Source organism: Nocardioides turkmenicus (genome assembly GCF_011045035.1).
GTDB classification, from domain to species: domain Bacteria; phylum Actinomycetota; class Actinomycetes; order Propionibacteriales; family Nocardioidaceae; genus Nocardioides; species Nocardioides turkmenicus.
This window is the reverse complement of the sequence record NZ_JAALAA010000005.1, coordinates 170602-191906: the sequence shown is the minus strand read 5'-3', so window position 1 is coordinate 191906 and position 21305 is coordinate 170602. Positions and strand designations below refer to the sequence as shown.

Here is a 21305-nt window from a genome sequence, read left to right as displayed (position 1 = left end):
CGCCGTCGTTTATCGCGGTTACGGACGCGTGACGGCGTCTGGTCCCTTCCCCAATCTTGCAGCGACGGCGTTTCGTGGGTGCGCCGTCGCTGCTTCTAATCCACGCACCCCACATAAGGAATCAATCATGACTAAGCCGTCTGAAATGGCTTCACTCGATATGCAGTTCGCTGGTATCCGAAACGTGGCACAGGGAAGCGTTCAGGGATACCCGCCTGAGGCTGTTAAGGCAGCGCGCGCCGCGCTTGTCTACCTTTCGAAGAAGTACGACGAGATCGTAGAGGCACGCTGGTGACTAACGACGTGCGCGCCGCTGGCATCGCGGCTATCGAGTCCCTGTTCGGCGAGACGGTAGACCCGTCGCGATCCGATGACACAAAGAGCCCTGCGCAGGAGAACGCTGACTTTGGCGGTCTGTTCGGTGAGTCGGGGCCTGAGCCTGAGCCTGTCGACCGCGTGGCCGACGCTCGCGCCGCTATTGAAAAGGCGGAGCAGACCGGAGACCGCACTGATATGGAGGTTGCTAAGGCGCTGGTGGCTGTCGCTGTCCGCGACGGCTACACCGGACCGAAGCCGAGCCCTACGCAGGGAATGGTCCCGGACTACGACCTAGGAAAGCAGACGCTAGGCGACGCTGTCGAGGACATGGTCATGCGCGCCTATGGCACTGGCGACCCCTGGTTCTGAGAAACCACTAAACCCCCTACCTGTAAGGAAACCCGCATGAATATGTCAGAGTCCGTAGCCCGTCTAGAGCGTGCGCGAATCGTTCTACCCGACGCCGTAAAGGATGCTCTCAACGCTGAGCGTCCACTACCCGCTATCCCGTCACTTCAGGCAACCGCACAGGCTTACGCCGCCGCTACGACGGATAAGGCTCGCGCTGCTGTTCTCGCTGACGCCGCCTCACAGGCAATCGCTGTTCAGTCCGGCGTTGCGCGTGCTGTGGAAGAGATCTACGAGAGTGAGACGCTGGAGGTTGTCCGGGCGCACGCGTCGGAGATCTATGTTGCCGCTGAGGTTGCGTCGGTGCTTCACACTGAGGCGCTGTCTGCGGCTGCCCCACTGATCCCTGCGAGCACTGACCCCGAAAACCGGCAGCACACGCCTACGCCGGTCCTGGTCGCTGTCGATAAGGCGTCGGCTGCTGTCGCGGCGCTTAACGGGATTGTCTCGTCTCTGACGGCAATCTACGGATTCGACACTGTAGAGAAGTACCCCGCCGCTTATGTCGTGCTGCCCGACGAGATGAGCGCCGCTGACGCGCTACGACTGCACATGGCGATGCGTAAGGGGGTGCGCGGCAACATCGCGGCTGCGTCCCACTACAGCGCCGTTCACTGGTTCGCCGTCGCCGCCGAGGTCGGGTGCACTTTCGCGCTCCTGCCGCCCGATGAGGCACGGAAGAACAACGGACGCATTGGCGCGCTTCAGAGTGGCGGCATTGAGGCGTCCGCCGAGTGGGAGTGACGCGTGATCCCGCTAGCGGAACTAGCCGACGTACTACGCCTACAGGGCGCAGACGTCAGCATCAATGACCTATTGCGATTCGCTCAGGCTGACCGGGTATCGCCGGGTGTGGCGCGGGTGATCGCTGCGGGGTATGGCATTACCGATCCCATGCTGCCGCTACCTGCCCGATAGGCGCTAGTCCGGTCCTACTACGTGCGCCCCGGTGCCGTGCCCGTGTGGCACTGGCGCCGGGGCGTACTGCTGTGTTTATACAGACCCATTGCCGCACGGCACGGTGCAACGCCGAAACCTGAGGCTGTGTAAACGCGACTGCCATAACTCGCCATAACTGGCGCTATCGCTCGACGTCGGGCGCGTCGTGGTTGTTGGTGCTGTCGCAATGCGGCTGCGGCGCAACGCTGCGGTTGCAACTGTCGCGCTGACTACCCGATGCGCTCGACGTCGCGCTAAGCGGCTTGCTATTGGCGTTGTCTCGCTGGCTCTAACGCATGTCTACGGCTTGCGAGATTGCGTTCTAAGCGCCGTTCGTACTGCGACGGTCTCCCGCTGTCGGTGAGTCGCTGTGAGCGCGTTAGATCGGCTTAGGGGCAGGCACCCATCCCTCCCCCGCACTCCGGTTTCCCATCCTCGGCTTTGGGATCAACACACACGGAGAGTTTCAGAACCAAACGACCTAATGGTCTGAGACCAGAAAACCCCAGAAAGGAGCCCCGAAATGACCACCAAACCTACGCGTGGCCAGGAGTGGCTAAACCGCGTGCTAGATGAGTACGCGCTAGAACTTGACGGCGAAGTGCTCGCCGCTGAAATCGCGGATCTGATGGACCGCGCCGACGCACTGCGCGAAAAGGTCGCGTCCGGTCCCCTGATCCAGGAAAGCCCGCAAGGGGAGAAGGTCGCGCCCGCTGTCGGCGAACTGCGCGCGACTCAGGCGCTACTGCGGCAGTCACTTGCGACGCTGGGAATCAGCGAATGAGAGCGCGCCGAAAGGACAGCGCTAGGCCGCTAACCCCTCGCCAGATCGAAGCCCGCGCCAAAGCCGACGCCGTGGAGTGGCCGTTTGAGCCAGGCTCCGCGTATGTCAGTCACCCGTCGTTTAGCGCTGAATATCAGTACGCGCTGAATACGCCTAGTGATCCGCTGTTCTCGGTTCTCGGGACTCCGGATGCGCTGACCTGGCAAGCGGAGGCACAGACGGACGCGTCGCGGCGCGATATGCCGTGGCGCGAGTTTGTGCGGCGTATGGGTTGGCATCCGCGCGTCGATGAGCCGGTGGGATACAACAATGGCAACTGAGCAATCCCGTACAGGTTCGGCGAAGTGGAAGAACCTACGTCGCAAGATGATCCATCGGTGGCGAAACGCTAGCGATGATGGACTAATCCGCTGCGTGCAATGTGGCGTCGTGACGCTGCTAGACGGCGATCAGTACGCCGACGACTTCCTGAATATTGATCACATCGTGCCGTATGCCGTAGATCCGTCGCTGCAGTTCATTCCGTCGAATCTTCAGCCGATGTGCCGGAAACACAATCTGGCGAAGGGTAAGCGTGTGGAGCCGTTGCCGGTGCCTGTGGATCGTGTGCCGGTACCGCGTACGTCGGCGCACGGTTTCCACGACGAACTAGGCCGATTCAATCCCACATCTAGGGAGTGGCGACGATGACAGAGACATTGAATCAGGAAGACAGCGGATGGACCGCCGACGATATTCAGAACGCGGTTTATGCCGTGCTGGACGAGGCGTTCGCCGGTGAGCCGGAGATCTTCCACCGTGTCATCAATCGGTATGGCGTATTGCTTCGTAGCCGTTCGCAGCGTGAGGCGCTTAGCGTGCTGTGTGCTGAGGGTCTGGCCGAACGCGGTAAGGGCAAGGGACGTAACGGCCGCGCGCGTCCTATTTATCGGAGGGTCGCGCTGTGAACCTCAGAGCCGCTGTCCTGGCCGTGCTTCGTACACATCGTGTTCCTGATGGACTTGTCCCGGCGTCTGTCGCATACGCGCTACGTCGTGACTTCGGGATGATCGCTGATCTAGCCGACGTGGAACGTTGTTTGCAGAGGCTCACGGAGAATGAAGGACCGGCGTGGAAATACGACGATGGAACATGGGTCGCACTGCCGCGTGTTGGTCCTCTGAAGCGCCGGGTAATGCGCCGTGTGCGTTTGCACGGAACCGCTCCGCATCGCGTGCATCGATCGATAAATCACCCGCGTGGTTCCGTGCTGTTGTTCCCTAAGGCTGACTACATCGGAGAGTCTGCCTGACAAGAAATGCCCCGTGTCTCTTATTCAGAGACACGGGGCTTTCTGCGTTTTCTATCCGCCGTCGTCGGAGCGCGACTCCCAATCCCGGTAATCGTCAGCGAACGTGAGGACGTCATGAACCAACTGTTCATGCAGCCGGTTCTCAGCGTCGGGGAGGTCGCCCGCTTCCCATTCGTTCGCTGCCAGCGTCTCTAGTACCGCTTTGGCTCGCTGCCATTCGTCGGCGCTCTGGACCACTGCCTCTAGGCGGCGCTGTAGGTGCTCGTTCATTCGGCACCCTCTGCTAGTGCGAGTGCTTCCCGATATTCGACGCTCCATTCGGCGTTCTGCCAACCGTCCGGAAGCGCCTCTAGTCCTGTACGCAGGTTGTCGGCTGCGTTCGCGTAGTTTCCGAGTCCTAGATAAGCGAGCCCTAGCGGCAGTCGCAACCATGACGGCGTGAGCCAGTAAGCGACGGGGCTAGAGACGTCGTCTTTCCCATCGAGCGCTGTTGTCAGATCGTCAGCCGTTGCGAGTAGCGCCGACGCGCCTTTGTGGTCCCCTAGAAGCCCCATTCCATGCACTGCCTGAATGGCAGCGTCGACCCTGTGTAAGTCGCTGGTCCCTGGCGTCTCATACGCGGCCATAAACCATCGTGCAATGCCGCGTGCGTTGCCTTTGCGACGCTCGACAGCGCCTCTGAAGTTATGACACTGAGAAGCGAGATCTGGAGCGTTGAGCGTCATTGCGTCACGTGCTGCCGTCGACAGCAACGATTCCGCGCGTTTGTCGTTGCGCACCTGGCAGTTAAGCCAACCGGCGAACTGGCCGAACTCTGCCGCCACGATCTGCATTTCGTGCGCCGCTGGTCCGCGTGCGTCGCGAGCGAGAATCTGAACCGTCGCCAACTGGCCCTCGACGGAGGGCAGTAACGCCGACGCCGGTAGCGAGTCGTCTAGGTGCCGACTCAACGCCAGAGCACTTGCTAGAGCGTCGACCTGTTCGGCGTTGATCTGACGCGGCGCGGCCACTGCAGCCGATATCAGTTCGACATTCTCGACACGCGTTTCTGTGACGAGTGCCGATAGTTCGCCGTTCGCGTTTAGTGCGTCATCGAGCGTCGATGCGATATCGAACGAGGGGCGGCGGCGCCCGTTCTCGTATTCGGAGATCTGCGACTTACTCAGGTAGCACAGCGCCGACAGGTCACGCAGACTCAGGCCACGGGCTGTCCGTACCTCCCGAAGCCTGACGCCGAAACTTGGATCAACTACGCGCATTCGTCTCTTCTCTGATCCAGTCGAGATAGGCGTCTAGTCCACCGTTGAGGGGCGACGCGATGACCTGCGGTACGTCGTAGGTGTGAAGTTCCACGACCCGCGCCGTGAGCGTGTCAAGTAGTGCCGTCGTTGTCTTGAAGTCGACGCGCCATTCCTTCTCGGACTGCACAGCACCCTCCCACCAGAAAACGGACTGAATCGGACCCTCTACCTGAGCACACGCGGCCAGTCGTTCTCTTACGATCGCGGCGGCCAACTCCGACGCTGCGCCTTCGTCATCGAAGGTGACAGCCACCGTACAAAACTCCGTCGTCTCAGTCATGGGTCAAGCCTAGTGGTCGTCGGAACGTCGGACAGCGAACCTCTGCCGTCGACCTAGCGGCGCGTGGTGTTCTCGGATCACCCCGGAGCGCTGACGGTAGGGGTGTGGATGCTGTCGGCGCTCTGGGAGCCAGACGAGCGAGTGACGGGGTAGCCGGGTGTCAGAGAACGACGCGAACAAGTGCGACACGTGCGGGCTGCGGTGGGGCGGCATCGGCTCACACCCGCCATGCCTGAAGTTGTCGCCTGAAGAACGCCGCGCGTTGGGCGCTACGGCTGCCCTGGCGCGTCCTGTCGAGCGCGACGGCGACGAAGCGCGCACCACCTGACCCGAGCCCCACTGCAACCCCGTGCCGACGCTGGCACGGGGCTTTTGTGCGTTCTGGCGCCTGTCCTCCTGTCGCGCGGTGTGTGCGGCGTCTTACGCATGGGTTGTGTGGGGGTGTCGCTGGCTCTATGGTTACGCAGTAGGCCCTTCCAGTTGCGGTCGAGCAGGGTCATCCCTGCTTCGACCAGATGCCTCTCGGCGACCGATTCGCCGTAGTTTCCCAGCGCGATCCGCGCCGGTGCCGTTGAACTCATCGTGGACCTCCTGCCCTTCGGCTTCGAGGTCCAGACTCATCGCGAGCACCGACAGTTCGGTCCGGTTCCGGGGCGCCTGGGGATAACCCAGGATCGAGACCGGCCTGTGGACGGCAACTGGCCCCCGGATCCAGGCACCGTCAGTCCAGCGGCTGGTCGATATCGGTCGGGTTGAGCGTCTCCACGTTGACGTCCTTGAAGGTGAGCACCTTGACCGCCTTCGCGAACCGTGCGGGCCGGTACATGTCCCACACCCAGACGTCGTTCATCGACACCTCGAAGTAGACGTCCCCCGAGTCCGTGCGCGCCCGCACGTCGACCTGGTTGCACAGGTAGAAGCGGCGGTCGGTCTCGACGACGTACTTGAAGATGCCGACCACGTCGCGATACTCGCGGTAGAGGGTCAGCTCCATCTCGGTCTCGTACTTCTCGAGATCCTCCGCGCTCATGCCGCCGCCTCCGTCGAGGAAAGCGGAGAATACGGACGCGGCGGCCTGAGATCCATGGTCGCTCGCTGACGCTCGCTCATGTTCAGGACTCTAAGGCCAAGACCGGCGAAGTGCCGGGAAGACTCCACGAGCGGCGGTGATATGCCGACGGGCCCAGCCGCTCGAGCGCGGCGATGTGGGCGGGCGCGGAGTAGCCCTTGTTGTCGGCCCACGCGTAGTCGGGGTACTCCTCGTGCAGCGCGACCATCAGCGCGTCGCGCGAGGTCTTCGCCAGGATCGAGGCGGCGGCGACGGCGGCGCACTTCATGTCGGCCTTGATCATCGTCGTCACCGGCGGCACCTCGACCTCCTCCATCATCGCGGAGACCTCACCGAAGAGCCCCTCCTGCACCGGCGGGCTCAGGTAGTTGTGGTTGCCGTCGAGCAGCAGCGCGTCGGGACGTACGTCCAGAGCACCCAGCGCCCGCTGACCGGCCAGCCGCATCGCGGCCATGATCCCGACCTCGTCGATCTCCGAGGCCAGCGCGTGCCCGACGGCCGAGTCGACCGCCCAGCGGCGCACCTTCGGCGCGAGCGTCTCGCGGGCCTCGGGAGTGAGCAGCTTGGAGTCGCGTACGCCCTGGGGTGCTGTCCGCGTCGCCGCGGAGATCACCACGATCCCGATCGAGACCGGCCCGCAGAGCGCGCCGCGCCCCACCTCGTCGACGGCACCGAGATAGGTGATGCCGTCGCGCAGCATCGATCGCTCGACACGCAGGTTGGGGGCACTGCTCACTGTGATGGCACGTCCTCGAAGCTCTTGGGTCGGTGGATCCATTTTGCCCGATCCAGCGGCCAGCCGAGAGCGACGACCTTGCCGACGACGTTCTCCTCCGGCACCCACGGCACCAGGGCACAGTCGGTCTCGTTGGCGGTGCACATGTGGACGGTCGAGTCGGCGGAGTTGGCCCGGTTGTCACCCATCACGAACAGCGACCCCTCGGGCACCGGACCGACCTCCCAGTGACGGCTCCCGGGCATCGGTCCGAAGCACTCGCCCTCCTTGTTGGGGCGGCCGCACTTGGTCTCGGAGGGTCGAGCGTACGGCTCGTCGATCGGGACACCGTTGACGATCAGCCGACCCTGCTTGTCACAGCACTCGATCACGTCGCCGGGGACCCCGATGACGCGCTTCACCAGGTGGCCGCCCTCGGGGTAGAGACCGATGACCGCGAGCCCCTGGCCGATGATGTTGTCGGGGCCGGCCGACTCGTCGACCCCCAGCCAGGAGCCCGGGTCGGAGAAGACCACGACATCGCCGCGCTGCGGGGTGCCGGAGAGCCAGTAGGACGGCTTCTCGACGAGCACCCGGTCGTCGGTGGCCACCGACGGACCACCCTGCAGGCCGGGCTCCATGGACTCGGACGGGATGTAGAAGGCCTGCACGAACAGCGCCTTCACGACGACCGCGACGAGCACCGCCAGCACGACCAGGACGATGCCCTCCTGCCATGCCGACAGGCGCGGCTTGTGCTCCTCCTCCTCGCGGCGCGGGCCGCGCCCGTGGCCCGCCTGCTCGGGGGTCCAGCGCGGTGCCTGGGGAGAAGACGAGAACGACCGCGATCCCCCCATGTCGGGCCCGTCCCAGCGGGCCTGGGGCCCGACGCCGACGGAAGGATCGCGGTCGTTCGAAGTCACGCGGTGAGTCTAGAGAGTTCCTCCACAACGAGCCTCATCGACTCGCATTGCTCAGGAAACCCTCAGACCTCCGAGGCTCACGCCTCGGCCTGGGGCAGATCGGGCTCGCAACGCTTCGCCGATCAGGCCCCAGCCGCTCACGCCTCGCGGCGCTCCTTGATCTTCGCCTTCTTGCCGCGCAGGTTGCGCAGGTAGTAGAGCTTCGCGCGACGGACGTCACCGCGGGTGACGACCTCGATCTGCTCGAAGATCGGGGAGTGCAGCGGGAAGGTGCGCTCGACACCCACGCCGAAGGAGACCTTGCGGACGGTGAAGGTGCGGCCGATGCCGGCACCGTGGATGCGGATCACGACGCCCTGGAAGATCTGGACGCGGGACCGGTTGCCCTCGACGACCTTGACGTGCACCTTGACGGTGTCACCGGCGCGGAACTCCGGCAGGTCGTCGCGCTTGGAGGCGTTGCCGACCTCAGCGAGTACGTTGCTCATCATCTCTCCTCGCGCTCGCCACAGGTCGATCGCGGTCATCCATGCCCTGGTCAGGGCGATCTTTGGCGGTGGCCCAGTCACGTTGGCCGGCGGCGTACGGTTCCCCCTGTGGCAGGAGCCGTCGCGACACCTCCGGGTGTCTTCTTCGGAGCGTGCTTCGGCCGACTGGACCGGCTCACAAGTCTGCCACAGCGCCGCGGACCGCCGAGAATCGAGACGTACGCAGCGGCTGGACGCCCGTGCAAGGATTCCCCCGTGACCGACACCGACTGGCCGCCGCACACCTATGAGACGCGCCCCTACCGGCAGCGGATCCCGCGCGGGCCACGTGCGGACCGGCTGCTCCGCGAGGTCACGGTGGCCCTGCCGCCCCACATCGCCGACCTCGACCTGGTCCTCGAGCGACCGGTGGCGGCGATGACGACCGCCAGCGCCGGCGCGCTGCGTCACCTCGACCTGGTCCACGGCCGGACGATGGACGGGCTCAACCACCTGCAGCTGCGCACCGAGGCGATCGACTCCTCCAAGATCGAGCACGTCGAGGCGAGCCTGGCCGACTACGGGCGCGCGCTGCTCGGGATCGGAGCCAACGCCTCCGCAACCTCGATGGCGTCCGCGACCCAGGCGATGGAGCGGCTGATCCGGGAGGCCGACACCACCCGCAAGATCACCTCCGACGCGATCCTGCGCGCCCACCACGACCTGTTCGCGCGCCATCCCGACGAGGCCGCCAACGCCGGGCGGTTCCGGGTCGTTCAGAACTGGGTCGGCGGCTCGGACTACGCGCCCCGCGACACCCTGCACGTGCCACCGCCGCCGGAGACGGTGGTCGACTACATCGAGGACCTGGTCGCCTTCGCCAACAGGGACGACCTCGCCCCGATCGCGCAGGCGGCGATCGTGCACGCCCAGTTCGAGTCGATCCACCCGTTCATCGACGGCAACGGCCGCATCGGTCGGGCGCTCATCCACGCCGTCCTCCGGCGGCGCCGTGCCTCGCGCCACCTGACCGTGCCGATCGCCTCGGCCCTGGTCGCCCACCGCGACCGCTACTTCGCCGCCCTCAACGACTACCGGGCCGGCACCGCGGCCACGATCATCGCCATGCTGGCCGCGTCCACCACCATCGCCACGACCGAGTCGTGGAAGACGGCCGAGACGCTGGAGGGCATCCGGGCGGCCTGGGGCGAGACGGCCGGCAACCCGCGGCCGGGGACTGCTGCGTACCGGCTTCTCGACCTGCTCACCGAGGAGCCCATCGTCAACGTCGAGCTCGTGACCAAGCAGCTGGAGCTCGAGGACTCTGCGGGGACGATCGAGGGCCTGGAGCGGGTCGGCGTCCTCACCCGCGCCAAGCGCACCCGCCGCTCCCCCGTATGGCTCGCACCCGCGGTGCTGGCCGAGGTCGAGGACCTCAGCGCTCGCATCCAGCACCAGGCGAGGCAGCTGCCGTACGGGCCGCGGTGATGTCGGATGCTGACCGAGTTACCTCGGTGAACATCCCGCACGTACGCAGCGAGGCCCGCCCCGGCGAACCGGGACGGACCTCGCGAGACAGCGTCGGAGATCAGCCGAGCTCGGAGTAGCCCGGCTCGTGGAGCACGGTGTCGATGCCCGCGACCTCGTCCTCCTCGGTGGCGCGGAAGCCGATGGTCTTCTCGATCGCGAAGCCGATGACGTACGCGATCACGAAGGAGAACGCGATGACGGTGATCGAGGAGAGCAGCTGCGCACCGAACTGGGCGAAGCCGAGCCCGTCGAGGATCGTGTCGCGACCGACCAGGTCGGCCGAGCCGAAGATACCGACCCAGAGGCAGCCGATGAACCCGGCGACGAGGTGGATGCCGACCACGTCGAGGGTGTCGTCGAAGCCGAGCTTGAACTTCAGCTCGATCGCGACGGCACAGATGGCACCAGCGACCAGGCCGAGCACGAGGGCCCAGACCGGGGTGAGGAACGCACAGGCCGGGGTGATGGCGACCAGACCGGTGACGATGCCGGACGCAGCGCCGACGGCGGTCGGCTTGCCGTCCTTGAACTGCTCGACGACGAGCCAGCCGATCATGGCGGCGGCCGGGGCGAGGAGCGTGTTGAGGAAGATCAGCGAGGTCTGGCCCTCACCGGCACCGAAGACACCGGTGTTGAAGCCGAACCAGCCGAACCAGAGGATCGCTGCACCGATCAGCACCAGCGGTACGTTGTGAGCGACCGTCTCCTCCTTGGAGAAGCCGACCTTGCGGCGACCGAGCACGAGCGCCAGCGCGAGGGCTGCAGCACCGGCGGACTGGTGGATGACCGTACCGCCGGCCCAGTCGAGCGCAGCGCCGAGACCGTAGACGTTGTTGGCGAGCCAGCCGTAGAAGTTGCCCTCGGCGTCGATGCCCCAGATCCAGCGGAAGGTCGGGAAGACGACGAAGGTGGAGAACAGCGCGGCGAAGATCATCCAGGGCCAGAAGCGGGCACGGTCGGCGACCGCACCGGAGACCAGCGCGACGGTGATGATGCAGAACGCGACCAGGAACGCGTGACCGCCGAAGAGGTTGGCGGTCTCCTCGCCGGCAGCCCCGGAGGCAAGGCTCGTCATGCCGAAGTCCTCGAACGGGTTGCCGAAGAACTGGCTGCCGCCGCTGGTGCCGTTACCGGCGATGCCGGTGCCTCCGTAGAGGACGTAGAGGATGGTGACGACGGCGATCGAGCCGAAGCTCAGCATCATCATGGAGACGACGGACTTGGCCTTCACCAGACCGCCGTAGAAGAAGGCGAGGCCGGGGGTCATGAAGATGACCAGGGCCGCGCACAAGAGTTGCCACGCAAGTTCGACAGACATTCAGTGCCTCATTGATTGAGTCTCGGATGGGGCTGTGACGTCACGCGAGCCACATCGCTCGTCGCACGTATTGCCCGGCATCGTTGCGACGCTTCGTTTCAGAGACAGATGTCTAGTGTTACGGAAAAGTAACAGAGTTGGCGGTTGCCGAACCGTTACCGCCGACGACCGCGGGTCTTCGTCAGGATGACGGCGCCCGGTGGCGCGTCGAGATCGCGGCGCAGCCGGAACCCGGCCTTCTTGTAGATCTTCTGGTTGCGCTCGCTCTTCGCACCGGTGAACAGCGAGAGGGTCGTGGCACCTGCCGGAGCCACCGCCTGGATGTGATCGAGCAGCTGGCGGCCGAGGCCTCGTCCCTGCAGATCGGGGGCGGTCATCAGCCGGCCGATCTCCCAGACGTCGCCATCGAGCCGGGCACGGACCGAGCCGACCAGCCGGCCACCGGAGCGGACGACGTAGACGTCGTGGGTCTCCAGCGCGCGCACCGTGTCGTCGAGCGACTCGTGCAGCGGTGGGATCGCGACGCCCGGGTTGTCGTGCATCTCCTGGACCCAGCAGGCGAGCTGCAGCGTGTGCAGCTCCGGCGCGTCGGCGCGTACGGCGGGCACGATCTCCCACTCCGTGGCCGCCTGGGAGGCGTGGAGCAGGTCGGGGCGGCGTACGGACGTTCTCTCCACCGCCTGCTCGTGCCGCCACTCGGCGATGCGCTTGTGATCACCGCTGAGCAGCACCTTCGGGACCTCGAGACCGCGCCAGGAGGCGGGCTTGGTGTAGACCGGGTACTCGAGCAGGCCGTCCTCGTGGGACTCCTCCACCAGCGACTCGGCGTTGCCCATGAACCCGGGGAGCAGGCGTACGACGGCCTCCGTGATCGCCATCGCGGCGACCTCTCCCCCGTTGAGTACGTAGTCGCCCAGCGAGATCTCGCGGACCTCGGCGCGGGTGGCGGCGTGGTCGAGCACGCGCTGGTCGATGCCCTCGTAGCGGCCGAGCAGGAAGACGAGGCGGTCCCTTGTCGAGAGCTCGCGCGCGAGGCTCTGGGTGAACGGCTCACCGCTCGGCGTCGTCACGATGACCGTCGCGCCGTCGATCGCCAGCTCGTCGAAGGCCTCGCCGAACGGCTCCGGCTTCATCACCATCCCGGCGCCACCGCCATAAGGGGTGTCGTCGACGGTGCGGTGCTTGTCGTGGGTCCAGGCGCGTACGTCGTGGACGTGCATCTCCAGCAGCCCGGACTCGATCGCCTTGCCCGGCAGGCTCAGCCGGAGCGGCGCGAGGTAGTCGGGGAAGATGGTGAGGTAGTCGAGCCTCACTTCGCGTCGTCCTCGTCCTCGGTGCTCTCGGGGAAGGGCGTGACGAGCCCGGGGCGGTCGGCGATGACGACCTTCTTCTCGGTCAGGTCGACGACCGGCACCAGCGCCTTCACGAACGGCACCAGCGCGTCGCGGCGGTCAGGGGTGCGGATCGTCAGCAGATCCTGTGCGCCGCCGTGGACCAGCGACTTCACCGTGCCGAGCTCGCGGCCCTCCTCGTCGAAGGCGGTCAGACCGATCAGCTGGTGGTCGTAGTACTCGTCGGGGTCCTCGGGCGACTCCTCGGCCGGGACGTCGGCGAAGAGCAGCGTCCCCCGGGCCGCCTCGGCCTCGTTGCGGTCGGTGATCTCCTCGAAGGCGACCTGGAGCACCTGCCCGTGCCACCGGGCGCCCTCCACGGTCAGCCGCTTCGCGGCGTACGCCGATCCCTTGGGCGGCTGCGTCCGCAGCACCGTCCCCTCGGCGAACCGCCTGTCGGGCTCGTCGGTCCGCACCTCGACGGTCACGAATCCGCGGATCCCGTGCGGCTTGCCGATCCGTCCGACCAGCACCTCGATCAACTCCACGAGGTGAGCCTAGAGGGTCGCGTACGTCGGGCCGAACTCCTCGGTGCTGGCTGCCGGGCCGGCTGTAACACGCTGTTCGTAGCACTATCCGGTCGTTCAGATAGGGTGAGTAGTACTACGAACGACGTGTTACACGGGGAACCGGCCCCCGAAAACGAGCAACGGGCGCCACTCCCGAAGGAGTGACGCCCGTTGTGAGTTGGTGCAGCCGGTGCTCAGCGACCGCCGTCGACATCGACGAAGTCGATCCGCGCGCCGCCCTTGCCGGCCAGCGCGGAGATGACCGTGCGGAACGCGGTGGCGGTGCGGCCGCCGCGGCCGATCACCTTGCCGAGGTCGTCGGGGTGGACCCGGACCTCGAGGACGGAGCCGCGACGAAGCTGCTTGTCGCGCACGCTCACCTCGTCCGGGTTGTCGACGACTCCTCGGACGAGGTGCTCGAGAGCTTCGGCGAGCATGCTGCTCAGGCCTCGGCCTCAGCGGCGGCCGGAGTCTCCTCGGCCTTGGGCTCCTCGGCCGGAGCCTCCTCAGCCTTGGGCTCCTCGGCGGCCTTCTCGTCCTTCTTGGCGGACTTCTTGGTGACGGCCTCGGCACCGGCGGAGGCGTGCGCCTCGGCGAGGGCCTTGTTGAAGAGCTCGAGCTTGTCGGGCTTCGGCGGGGCGACCTTGAGGGTGCCCTCGGCGCCCGGGAGGCCCTTGAACTTCTGCCAGTCGCCGGTCACCTTGAGGATCGCCTCGAGAGCCGGGGTCGGCTGGGCGCCGACGCCGAGCCAGTACTGGGCGCGCTCGGAGTCGACCTGGATGAAGCTCGGCTCCTCCTTGGGACGGTAGAGACCGATCTCCTCGATGACAGCGCCGTCGCGCTTCTTGCGGGAGTCGACGACGACGATGCGGTACTGCGGAACCCGGATCTTGCCCAGGCGCTTCAAGCGGATCTTGACAGCCACTGTTGGTGGTATTCCTTCGGAATCGAATATGGGTGAAGAGGCCCGTGTCGGTGTGGGGACACCCGTCAGGCAGCTTCGGCGGGCACTGTCGCGCGGGGTGAGAGGGTCCCTGCGCACAGGACACGCGCACAAGTTTGCCAGAGGTCCCCGGAACCGGCGAAATCTCAGGAGGTCACGCGTAGATCTTCCCGCGGAGCACGACGGCCGTCGGACGGCCGAGGACGGTGAGGTCGTCGAGGGGGTTGGTGTCGTAGACGACGAAGTCGGCCGGGTCACCCTCGGCGAGGCCGGGGTTCCAGCCGAGCCACTCCCGCGCGCGCCAGGAGGCGGCCCCGAGCACGACGTCGGCGGGGAGGCCGAGACCGTGCATCGCCAGGACCTCCTTGGGCAGTACGCCGTGCAGCTGGTCGCCCGCGCCGTCGGACCCGGCGTAGAGGGCGACGCCCGCCTCGTAGGCGCTCATGATCGTCTCGCGACGGCGCGCGTAGAGGTCGTCCATGGTGGCGGCGTACGTCGGGAACTTCGGCTCCGCGGCCGCGGCCAGACCGGGGAAGATCTCCAGCTGGGCGACGGTCGGGACGAGTGCGGTGCCCTGCTCGGCCATCGCCTCGACGAGGTCAGGGGTGAGGCCGGTGCCGTGCTCGATGCAGTCGATCCCGGCCTCGATCAAGCCCGGGAGGACCTCGTGGCCGAAGCAGTGGGCGGTCACCCGGGCGTCGTTGTCGTGGGCCACCTTGATCGCCTCGGCGAACGACTCGGCAGGAAAGGACGGCTTCAGGTCCCCCTCGGCGCGGTCGATCCAGTCGCCGACGAGCTTGACCCAGCCGTCGCCGGAGCGGGCCTGCCGCTCGACGGCCTCGGCCAGACCGTCGGGCTCGACCTCGTCGGCGTAGTTGCGCATGTAGCGCTTCGTACGTCCGATGTGGCGGCCGGCGCGGATCAGCCGTGGCAGGTCGTCGCGGGACTGCACCCAGCGGGTGTCGGCGGCGGAGCCCGCGTCCCGGATCAGCAGGGCGCCCGCGTCGCGGTCAGCGATCGCCTGGGCCTCGGCGGTCTCCGCGTCGACCGCCCCGTCGGGCCCCAGGCCGATGTGGCAGTGGGCGTCGACGAGACCCGGGACGATCCAGCCGGAGGCGCCGGTCTCCGCCCCCGACGGCCGCTCGTAGGTGATGCGGCCGTCGAGGACGTAGAGGTCCCGCACCTCTCCATCGGGAAGGACCGGACCGGAGAAGCGCAGAGCAGTCATGTGACGCAGGTTACCTACTCGCCGGGACCTTCACCCCGGCCGCCTCGAGGATCGGGAAGTGCTGGGCCAGCGGGATCACCTGACCGGTGACGACGTTGTTCTCGTCCCACCCGATGGAGGTCGGTACGCCGACGAGCTCGCCGTCGTCGTTGACCGCGGAGCCACCGGAGTTGCCGCTGGAGATCCGGGCGGTGACGTCGAAGACGGCCCGCTCCTCCCCCTCGAACGACAAGATGGTCGCGACGTTGCCCTCGGCGACCGTCGGCGGCTGGAAGAGCACGCCCTCCTTGTCGGCGAAGCTCTCCTTCGGCAGCATCGGGAAGCCGATCGTCGCGATGAAGTCACCACGGTCGACCGCATCGGAGTCACCGAGCGAGATGGTCGGCAGGTCCAGCGAGGACGGGTCCACCGCGTTGCCCTCGGCGTCGGCGACGATCTGCACGACCGCGCTGTCGACCTCGCCGTCGGACTCGATGACCTTGGCGACGTAGTCGGGCTCGCCGACCTTGTAGCCCTCAGCCGGGTCGGTCATGTGGATGTTGACGAACTCGGGCGACACCTCGCCCCGCGCGGCGTACTCCGGGATCTTCGCCGGGTCGGCGACGTGGGCGTTGGTGAGGATCTTGCCGTCGGAGGTGACGATCGAACCGGAGCCCATGGCGATGGTGTCCTGGGTCGGCGCGTAGGTGATCCAGACGGCCGCCCGCTGCGCGCTGTTGAGCTCCTCCTTGGTCAGGCCGGTGTCCTGGGCGGCCGAGTCGCCACCGGGTACGACGAACATCGCGATGACGAGTCCGATGACCACGACGGCGGCCGCTGCCCCGATCCCACCCCACAGCAGGAGCTTGTTACGGCGCTTGGCGGCGGCGCGGGCGACCTCGACCTCGGCAGCGTAGATCGGGATCACCTTGAGGATCTCGCCGGCGACCGGGTGGCCGAGGCGGATCTCGGTCTCCTCGTCGATGTCCTCGCGCGCCAGCGGCTTCCCCTTGAGGAAGGAGCCGGTCTGGGAGGCGTTCTCGAACGTCCAGCCACCGGGCTTGGCGACCAGCCGGGCGTGCTGGCGCGAGACGCCCTGGTCCTCCAGCACGACCGAGTTGTCGGCCGCACGGCCGATGGTCACCGTGACCGGGTGGCGGAAGCGGTGCTCCTTGCCCTCGGCCACCAGCAGCAGGTCGGGGCCGGTCGGTGGCGTCGGCGCCTGGCCGGGCGCAGCGGGCCGCGCCATCCCGGGCGCGATCGTCATCTCGGAGATCCCGTCGTCCGCCGACTGAGCCGGGGGCGCGGGCGGCTGGTGGCCGGGAACCCCAGGGCCCACTGCGGGCACCCCAGCGGGCGGGGCCGCGGGCGCTCCCGGACCGGCGAGACCCGCCGGTGGAGGCGGAGGAGCCGGTGCCTGGGCACGCGGAGCACCGGCCGCGACCGGCGCGTCGTCGAGCGTCACGGTGATCGTCGAGCCCGGCCCGGCCGGGCCCAGCTGGATCTCGGTCGCCCCGGTCAACGGCACCTCGGTGACGCGGCTGCCGGCGACGTACGTCCCGCCGGCGGAGCCCACGTCGACCAGCTTCCACCCGGAGGGGTCCGGGCGGAGCTCGGCATGAGCACGCGAGACCGAGGAGGACGAGAGCACCACGTCGGCATCGATCGAACGTCCGATCCTGACGATCTTGTCGGGCGGGAAGCTGAGCGCACGTCCCGATACGTCTACGCGAAGCGTCTGCATGGACAGATCATGCACCGAAACGGCCCGATCCAAGTGTCGCGAATCGAAGATTCGCCGAACTCGGACCGGGCCGTCTCATCTAGCGGCGGGTCTTCAGACCGTGTCCGTACGCAAACAGCGGGTCGTAGTCCGAATCGCCGATGTTGATCGGCTCCTGGTCGACCGAGCGGGGCCAGGTCACCGGGAGCTTCCCGGTGAACGCACGCTTGCCGAAGAGCACGTCGGCAACCCCCTTGCCCTCGGTGCCCGGCAGCCAGGAGGCGACCAGCGCGTCGATCTGCCTGAGGAGCTCGGGCGGGATGATCATCGGGCGCCCGGAGACGACCAGGACCGTGCAGGTCGCCGCGGCCGCGCAGACGGTCTGGATCGCGGCGGTGTCGGCGTCGCTGAGGTGCATCGTCAGCGCCGGTCGGAGCACGCCGCCCTCGCCCGGGTCGTAGCCCCAGCGCGGGCCGCCGACGTCACCGAAGCCCTCGGCGTACGGGTGCTCGCCGACGACCACGACACCGTGAGCCCCGGCGGGAACCGGCGCGGAGGCGTCGGGCGAGTGGGTCACCTCGCCACGGGCGGCGGACTCGATCCCGTCGAGGATCGTGTCGCCGGGGATCTGGTGGGTCGAGTTGCCCTGCCAGGTGATCGTCCAGCCGCCTGCCTGGTCGCCGATGCTGTCGGCCTTGCTGCCGGCGACGTAGACGTCGTCGCCGCCGTCGAGCGGGAGCGTGTGTCGGCCGTTCTTCAGCAGGACCTGCGACTTCGCCACCGCCTCTCGGGCGACCCGACGGTGGGCGGCGCTGCCGATCTCGTCGATGTTGCGCCGGTCGGTGAACGGCTTCTCGAAGAGGCCGAGGTCGAACTTCGCGGTCAGGATCCGGGAGACCGCGTCGTCGATGCGGGCCATCGGGACGGCGCCGCTCTCGACCGCTGCGATCAGCGTCTCGATGAACTGCGGGTAGCCGACCGTGTCGCCGGAGAACGGCTCCATGAACATGTCGACACCGGCGTTGACCGAGATGGCCACCTGCTCGGCGTACGTCCCCGGGATCTGGTGGATCGCCCGCCAGTCGGAGATCACCAGGCCGTCGAAGCCTTGCTTCTCCTTCAGCCAGCCGGTGACGAGCTCCTCGTGGGCGTGCATCTTGAGGGGGTTGCCGAGGCCGTCCTCGGTCCAGTCGACGCTGGAGAAGGACGGCATCACCGACCCGACGTCGTGCTTCTTGATCGCGGTGACGTACGGCGAGAGCGCCAGCTTCCCGAACTCCGAGCGCGAGGCCTGGGTGATGCCCTGGTCGATCGTGTAGTCGCCCTCTCCGGTGCCGAAGGTCGTGAACCCGTCGCCGGCGAAGTGCTTGGCGGTCGCCAGCACGCGGTCGGGGTCGTCGAGGTCGCCGCGGTCGCCCTGGAACCCCTCGATCATCTGCGCCATCCTGGCGGCGAGCTTCGGGTCCTCGCCGAAGGACTCGTACGTCCTCCCCCACCGGTCGTCGCGGGCGACGCAGATGCACGGGGCGAACGTCCACTGCGGCCCGGAGGCGCGGGTCTCCTCGGCCGTGATGTGCCCGATCCGCTCGGCGAGCTCCGGGTCGCGGGTGGCGCCCAGGCCGATGTTGTGCGGGAACACGGTCGCGCCGTTGAGGTTGCCGTGGCCGTGGACCGAGTCCACGCCGTAGAGCAGCGGGATCCCGAGCCGGGTCGAGAGCGCCTGCTCCTGGAAGGCGTCGACCGTGTCGGCCCAGGCCTCGGGAGTGTTCTCGGCCGGGGTCGAGCCGCCGCCGGACAGCACCGAGCCGAGCCCGAGCGTGGCGATCTGGCTGGGATCTGCGGCGACGTCGGCGCGCTCGGCCTGGGCCATCTGGCCGACCTTCTCGGCCAGGGTCATCCGGGCGAGCAGGTCGGCGACGCGGGTCTTCGTGGAGAGTCGGGGGTTCTGGTACGGCAGCGCGTGGCCCGAGCGGGTGGCTGCGGTGGTGACTTCGGTGCCGGCTTCGGCGCCGGCCGTGGAACTCGCCGAAGCCGCGCTGGACGCGGGAGTGACGAGGAGCGTGGCGCAGAGCAGGCCGGCGAGAGCCGAGGCTCCGCCGATCGCGCCGCGCTGTCTGGGTGATCGCACGGGACAGGCCTCCTGAGAGTGATCTGCCGACGCCTCGGCGGTGAGGCGCCAGAGCTCGTGAGAGCGCTCCCAGCGTGACGGCGATCACACCCGAGGTCAATGGCTACGCACGCGTAACCGGGCGAAATCCTCAGATCTGGTCAAGCAGCCAGGACGGGCCGAGCGCCGTGGCGCCGCCGCAGCGAGCCTGCAGCATCCGGTCGGCGGTCACCAGCGTCACCCGGTCACCCTTCTCCAGCGCCTCCCGCACGGTCGCGACGATCGCGGCGTCGCCGTCCTTGGGCGCGTGGACGGTGTGCACGTGGGCGTCCCGCCCCGGACGTACGCCGCCCTTGGCCTGTCCCTCCAGGACCAGGACGATCCGGTCTTGCGGGAGATCGGCGACCAGCAGCGCCTCGTGGAGCCGGCGCGCGGCGCCCGCACGGTCCTTCCACCAGCCGTCGGGGCGGGCACCGACGACGTTGGCGCCGTCGACGACCAGGACCGTTGCCACTTACTTGAGGAACTTGGAGAAGTCGGCCGGAAGGTTGAGCTCGGCGGCCGCCTTCTCGTAGTCGATCTCCTCGCCCCCGGGCACCCCGAACGGGTTGGCGGCTGCCGGCTTCTTCTCGGCTGCGGCCTTGGCCTGCTGGGCGGCCTTGGCCGGGTTGCCGGACTTGCGAGCGCCCTTGCCCTTCTTCTTCTGGGCCACCTGCTTGGCGCCGGCACGCTTGCCGAAGCCGGCACCGGGGGCGCCCGGCATCCCGGGCATGCCGCCGCCGGCGGCGAGCTGCTTCATCATCTTCGACGCCTCGGTGAAGCGCTGGATGAGCTGGTTGACGTCGGAGACCTGGCGGCCCGAGCCCTTCGCGATGCGGGCGCGGCGGGAGCCGTCGAGGATCTTCGGGTTGGCACGCTCGGCCGGGGTCATCGACTGGATGATCGCCTTGATCCGGTCGATCTCGCGCTCGTCGAAGTTGTCGAGCTGCTCACGGAACTGGCCCATGCCCGGCAGCATGCCCATCAGCTTCGACATCGAGCCGAGCTTCTGGAGCTGCTGCATCTGCTTGAGGAAGTCCTCGAGCGTGAACTCGCCGGTCGCGAGCTTGGCCGCGTCCTGCTGCGCCTGCGCCTGGTCGAAGGTCTTCTCGGCCTTCTCGATCAGGGTGAGCATGTCGCCCATGTCGAGGATGCGGCCGGCCATCCGGTCGGGGTGGAACAGGTCGAAGTCGGTCATCTTCTCGCCGTTGGAGGCGAACATGACCGGCTTGCCGGTGATCTGGACGATGGAGAGCGCCGCACCACCGCGGGCGTCACCGTCGAGCTTGGTGAGGACGACGCCGTCGTAGCCGACGCCGTCGAGGAAGGCCTGCGCGGTGTTGACCGCGTCCTGACCGATCATCGCGTCGACGACGAAGAGGACTTCGTCGGGGTTGACCGCCGCCTTGATGTCGGCGGCCTGCTTCATCAGCTCCTCGTCGATGCCGAGGCGGCCGGCGGTGTCGACGATGACCACGTCGTGGAGCTTGCGCTTGGCCTCCTCGACGGCTTCGCGGGCGACCTCGACCGGGTTGCCGACACCGTTGCCCGGCTGCGGCGCGAAGACGGGGACGTTGACCCGCTCACCGTTGACCTGGAGCTGGTTGACCGCGTTGGGTCGCTGCAGGTCGGCGGCCACCAGCAGCGGCGCCTTGCCCTGCTCCTTCAGCCACAGCGCGAGCTTCGCGGCCAGGGTGGTCTTACCGGCACCCTGCAGACCGGCGAGCATGATGACCGTCGGGCCGGTCTTGGCGTAGCGCAGGCGGCGGGTCTCACCACCGAGGATCGTGACCAGCTCGTCGTTGACGATCTTGACGATCTGCTGGGCCGGGTTCAGCGCCTGGCTGACCTCCTCGCCGCGCGCCCGCTCCTTGACCCGGGCGACGAACTCGCGCACCACCGGCAACGCGACGTCGGCCTCGAGCAGCGCGATCCGGATCTCGCGAGCGGTGGCATCGATGTCGGCATCGGTGAGGCGGCCCTTGCCCCGGATGTTCTTGAACGTCGTGGCGAGCCGGTCGGAGAGCGTGGCGAACAAAGCGG

Annotated in this window: 24 protein-coding genes; 7 read left to right on the top strand and 17 right to left on the bottom strand. The window is 67.4% G+C overall.

All coding sequences use genetic code 11. From position 1 onward, the window contains the following. The first annotated feature begins 127 nt into the window (after positions 1–127). The 6 genes from G5C66_RS07755 (at position 128) to G5C66_RS07730 (ending at position 3396) form a co-directional block, all read left to right on the top strand. Positions 128–295, top strand: a complete 168-nt coding sequence (locus G5C66_RS07755; protein ID WP_165110384.1) for a hypothetical protein — start codon at positions 128–130, stop codon at positions 293–295. Continuing rightward, positions 292–687: a hypothetical protein gene (locus G5C66_RS07750; RefSeq protein WP_165110383.1), complete on the top strand. Its 396-nt coding sequence runs from the start codon at positions 292–294 to the stop codon at positions 685–687. Before G5C66_RS07755 ends, G5C66_RS07750 begins: the two co-directional genes overlap by 4 nt. A gap of 36 nt (positions 688–723) precedes the next feature. Next, positions 724–1470: a hypothetical protein gene (locus G5C66_RS07745; protein WP_165110382.1), complete on the top strand. Its 747-nt coding sequence runs from the start codon at positions 724–726 to the stop codon at positions 1468–1470. A gap of 718 nt (positions 1471–2188) precedes the next feature. After that, positions 2189–2449: a hypothetical protein gene (locus G5C66_RS07740; protein ID WP_165110381.1), complete on the top strand. Its 261-nt coding sequence runs from the start codon at positions 2189–2191 to the stop codon at positions 2447–2449. A gap of 429 nt (positions 2450–2878) precedes the next feature. Continuing rightward, positions 2879–3139 (top strand): HNH endonuclease, encoded by a 261-nt coding sequence (locus G5C66_RS07735; RefSeq protein ID WP_165110380.1) that lies wholly within the window; start codon positions 2879–2881, stop codon positions 3137–3139. Then, complete coding sequence (locus G5C66_RS07730) at positions 3136–3396, top strand: hypothetical protein (protein WP_165110379.1); 261 nt, start codon at positions 3136–3138, stop codon at positions 3394–3396. The genes G5C66_RS07735 and G5C66_RS07730 overlap by 4 nt, the downstream gene beginning before the upstream one ends. 395 nt (positions 3397–3791) lie before the next feature. Here G5C66_RS07730 and G5C66_RS07725 read toward each other — a convergent pair whose 3' ends face one another. The 7 genes from G5C66_RS07725 to rplS form a co-directional block, all read right to left on the bottom strand. Continuing rightward, a complete protein-coding gene (locus G5C66_RS07725; RefSeq protein WP_165110378.1) occupies positions 3792–4010 on the bottom strand; it encodes a hypothetical protein in 219 nt (72 codons plus the stop codon). After that, positions 4007–4999 (bottom strand): helix-turn-helix domain-containing protein, encoded by a 993-nt coding sequence (locus tag G5C66_RS07720; protein WP_165110377.1) that lies wholly within the window; start codon positions 4997–4999, stop codon positions 4007–4009. Before G5C66_RS07720 ends, G5C66_RS07725 begins: the two co-directional genes overlap by 4 nt. Then, positions 4986–5321 carry a divalent-cation tolerance protein CutA gene (gene cutA / locus G5C66_RS07715; protein WP_165110376.1) on the bottom strand — a complete coding sequence of 112 codons (336 nt, stop codon included), beginning with the start codon at positions 5319–5321 and terminating at the stop codon, positions 4986–4988. The genes G5C66_RS07720 and cutA overlap by 14 nt, the downstream gene beginning before the upstream one ends. Positions 5322–6042: 721 nt before the next feature. After that, on the bottom strand, positions 6043–6351 hold the full coding sequence (locus tag G5C66_RS07705) for a DUF2469 domain-containing protein (RefSeq protein ID WP_045550889.1): 309 nt from the start codon (positions 6349–6351) through the stop codon (positions 6043–6045). A gap of 82 nt (positions 6352–6433) precedes the next feature. Continuing rightward, positions 6434–7126, bottom strand: coding sequence for a ribonuclease HII (locus G5C66_RS07700; RefSeq protein WP_338144101.1), 693 nt, complete (start codon positions 7124–7126; stop codon positions 6434–6436). Then, the gene (gene lepB, locus G5C66_RS07695) at positions 7123–8028 is read right to left on the bottom strand and encodes a signal peptidase I (protein ID WP_165110375.1); all 906 of its coding nucleotides are present in this window, start codon (positions 8026–8028) and stop codon (positions 7123–7125) included. The genes G5C66_RS07700 and lepB overlap by 4 nt, the downstream gene beginning before the upstream one ends. 137 nt (positions 8029–8165) lie before the next feature. After that, positions 8166–8516: a 50S ribosomal protein L19 gene (gene rplS, locus G5C66_RS07690; protein WP_165110374.1), complete on the bottom strand. Its 351-nt coding sequence runs from the start codon at positions 8514–8516 to the stop codon at positions 8166–8168. Between the two features lie 255 nt (positions 8517–8771). Here rplS and G5C66_RS07685 point away from each other — a divergent pair, with 255 nt between their 5' ends. Beyond that, complete coding sequence (locus G5C66_RS07685; RefSeq protein WP_165110373.1) at positions 8772–9983, top strand: Fic family protein; 1212 nt, start codon at positions 8772–8774, stop codon at positions 9981–9983. A gap of 100 nt (positions 9984–10083) precedes the next feature. Here G5C66_RS07685 and G5C66_RS07680 read toward each other — a convergent pair whose 3' ends face one another. From G5C66_RS07680 to ffh, 10 genes are all read right to left on the bottom strand, one after another. Further along, positions 10084–11343, bottom strand: a complete 1260-nt coding sequence (locus G5C66_RS07680) for an ammonium transporter (protein WP_165110372.1) — start codon at positions 11341–11343, stop codon at positions 10084–10086. A 155-nt stretch (positions 11344–11498) separates the two neighbouring features. After that, positions 11499–12656: a tRNA (guanosine(37)-N1)-methyltransferase TrmD gene (gene trmD / locus G5C66_RS26745; RefSeq protein ID WP_165110371.1), complete on the bottom strand. Its 1158-nt coding sequence runs from the start codon at positions 12654–12656 to the stop codon at positions 11499–11501. Further along, positions 12653–13222 (bottom strand): ribosome maturation factor RimM, encoded by a 570-nt coding sequence (gene rimM / locus G5C66_RS07670; protein ID WP_338144100.1) that lies wholly within the window; start codon positions 13220–13222, stop codon positions 12653–12655. Before rimM ends, trmD begins: the two co-directional genes overlap by 4 nt. A gap of 215 nt (positions 13223–13437) precedes the next feature. Beyond that, positions 13438–13680 carry an RNA-binding protein gene (locus tag G5C66_RS07665; RefSeq protein WP_008363327.1) on the bottom strand — a complete coding sequence of 81 codons (243 nt, stop codon included), beginning with the start codon at positions 13678–13680 and terminating at the stop codon, positions 13438–13440. Between the two features lie 5 nt (positions 13681–13685). Further along, entirely contained in the window at positions 13686–14168 is a 483-nt protein-coding gene (gene rpsP / locus G5C66_RS07660) for a 30S ribosomal protein S16 (RefSeq protein WP_165110370.1), read from the bottom strand. A 172-nt stretch (positions 14169–14340) separates the two neighbouring features. Continuing rightward, a complete protein-coding gene (locus G5C66_RS07655) occupies positions 14341–15414 on the bottom strand; it encodes an amidohydrolase family protein (protein WP_165110369.1) in 1074 nt (357 codons plus the stop codon). A gap of 10 nt (positions 15415–15424) precedes the next feature. Continuing rightward, entirely contained in the window at positions 15425–17137 is a 1713-nt protein-coding gene (locus tag G5C66_RS07650; RefSeq protein ID WP_165110368.1) for an FHA domain-containing protein, read from the bottom strand. A gap of 79 nt (positions 17138–17216) precedes the next feature. After that, positions 17217–19244, bottom strand: a complete 2028-nt coding sequence (locus tag G5C66_RS07645) for a glycoside hydrolase family 3 N-terminal domain-containing protein (RefSeq protein WP_165110367.1) — start codon at positions 19242–19244, stop codon at positions 17217–17219. 130 nt (positions 19245–19374) lie between these two features. Further along, positions 19375–19737, bottom strand: a complete 363-nt coding sequence (locus tag G5C66_RS07640; RefSeq protein WP_165110366.1) for a hypothetical protein — start codon at positions 19735–19737, stop codon at positions 19375–19377. Continuing rightward, positions 19738–21300 (bottom strand): signal recognition particle protein, encoded by a 1563-nt coding sequence (ffh, locus tag G5C66_RS07635; RefSeq protein ID WP_165110365.1) that lies wholly within the window; start codon positions 21298–21300, stop codon positions 19738–19740. Positions 21301–21305 lie beyond the last annotated feature (5 nt).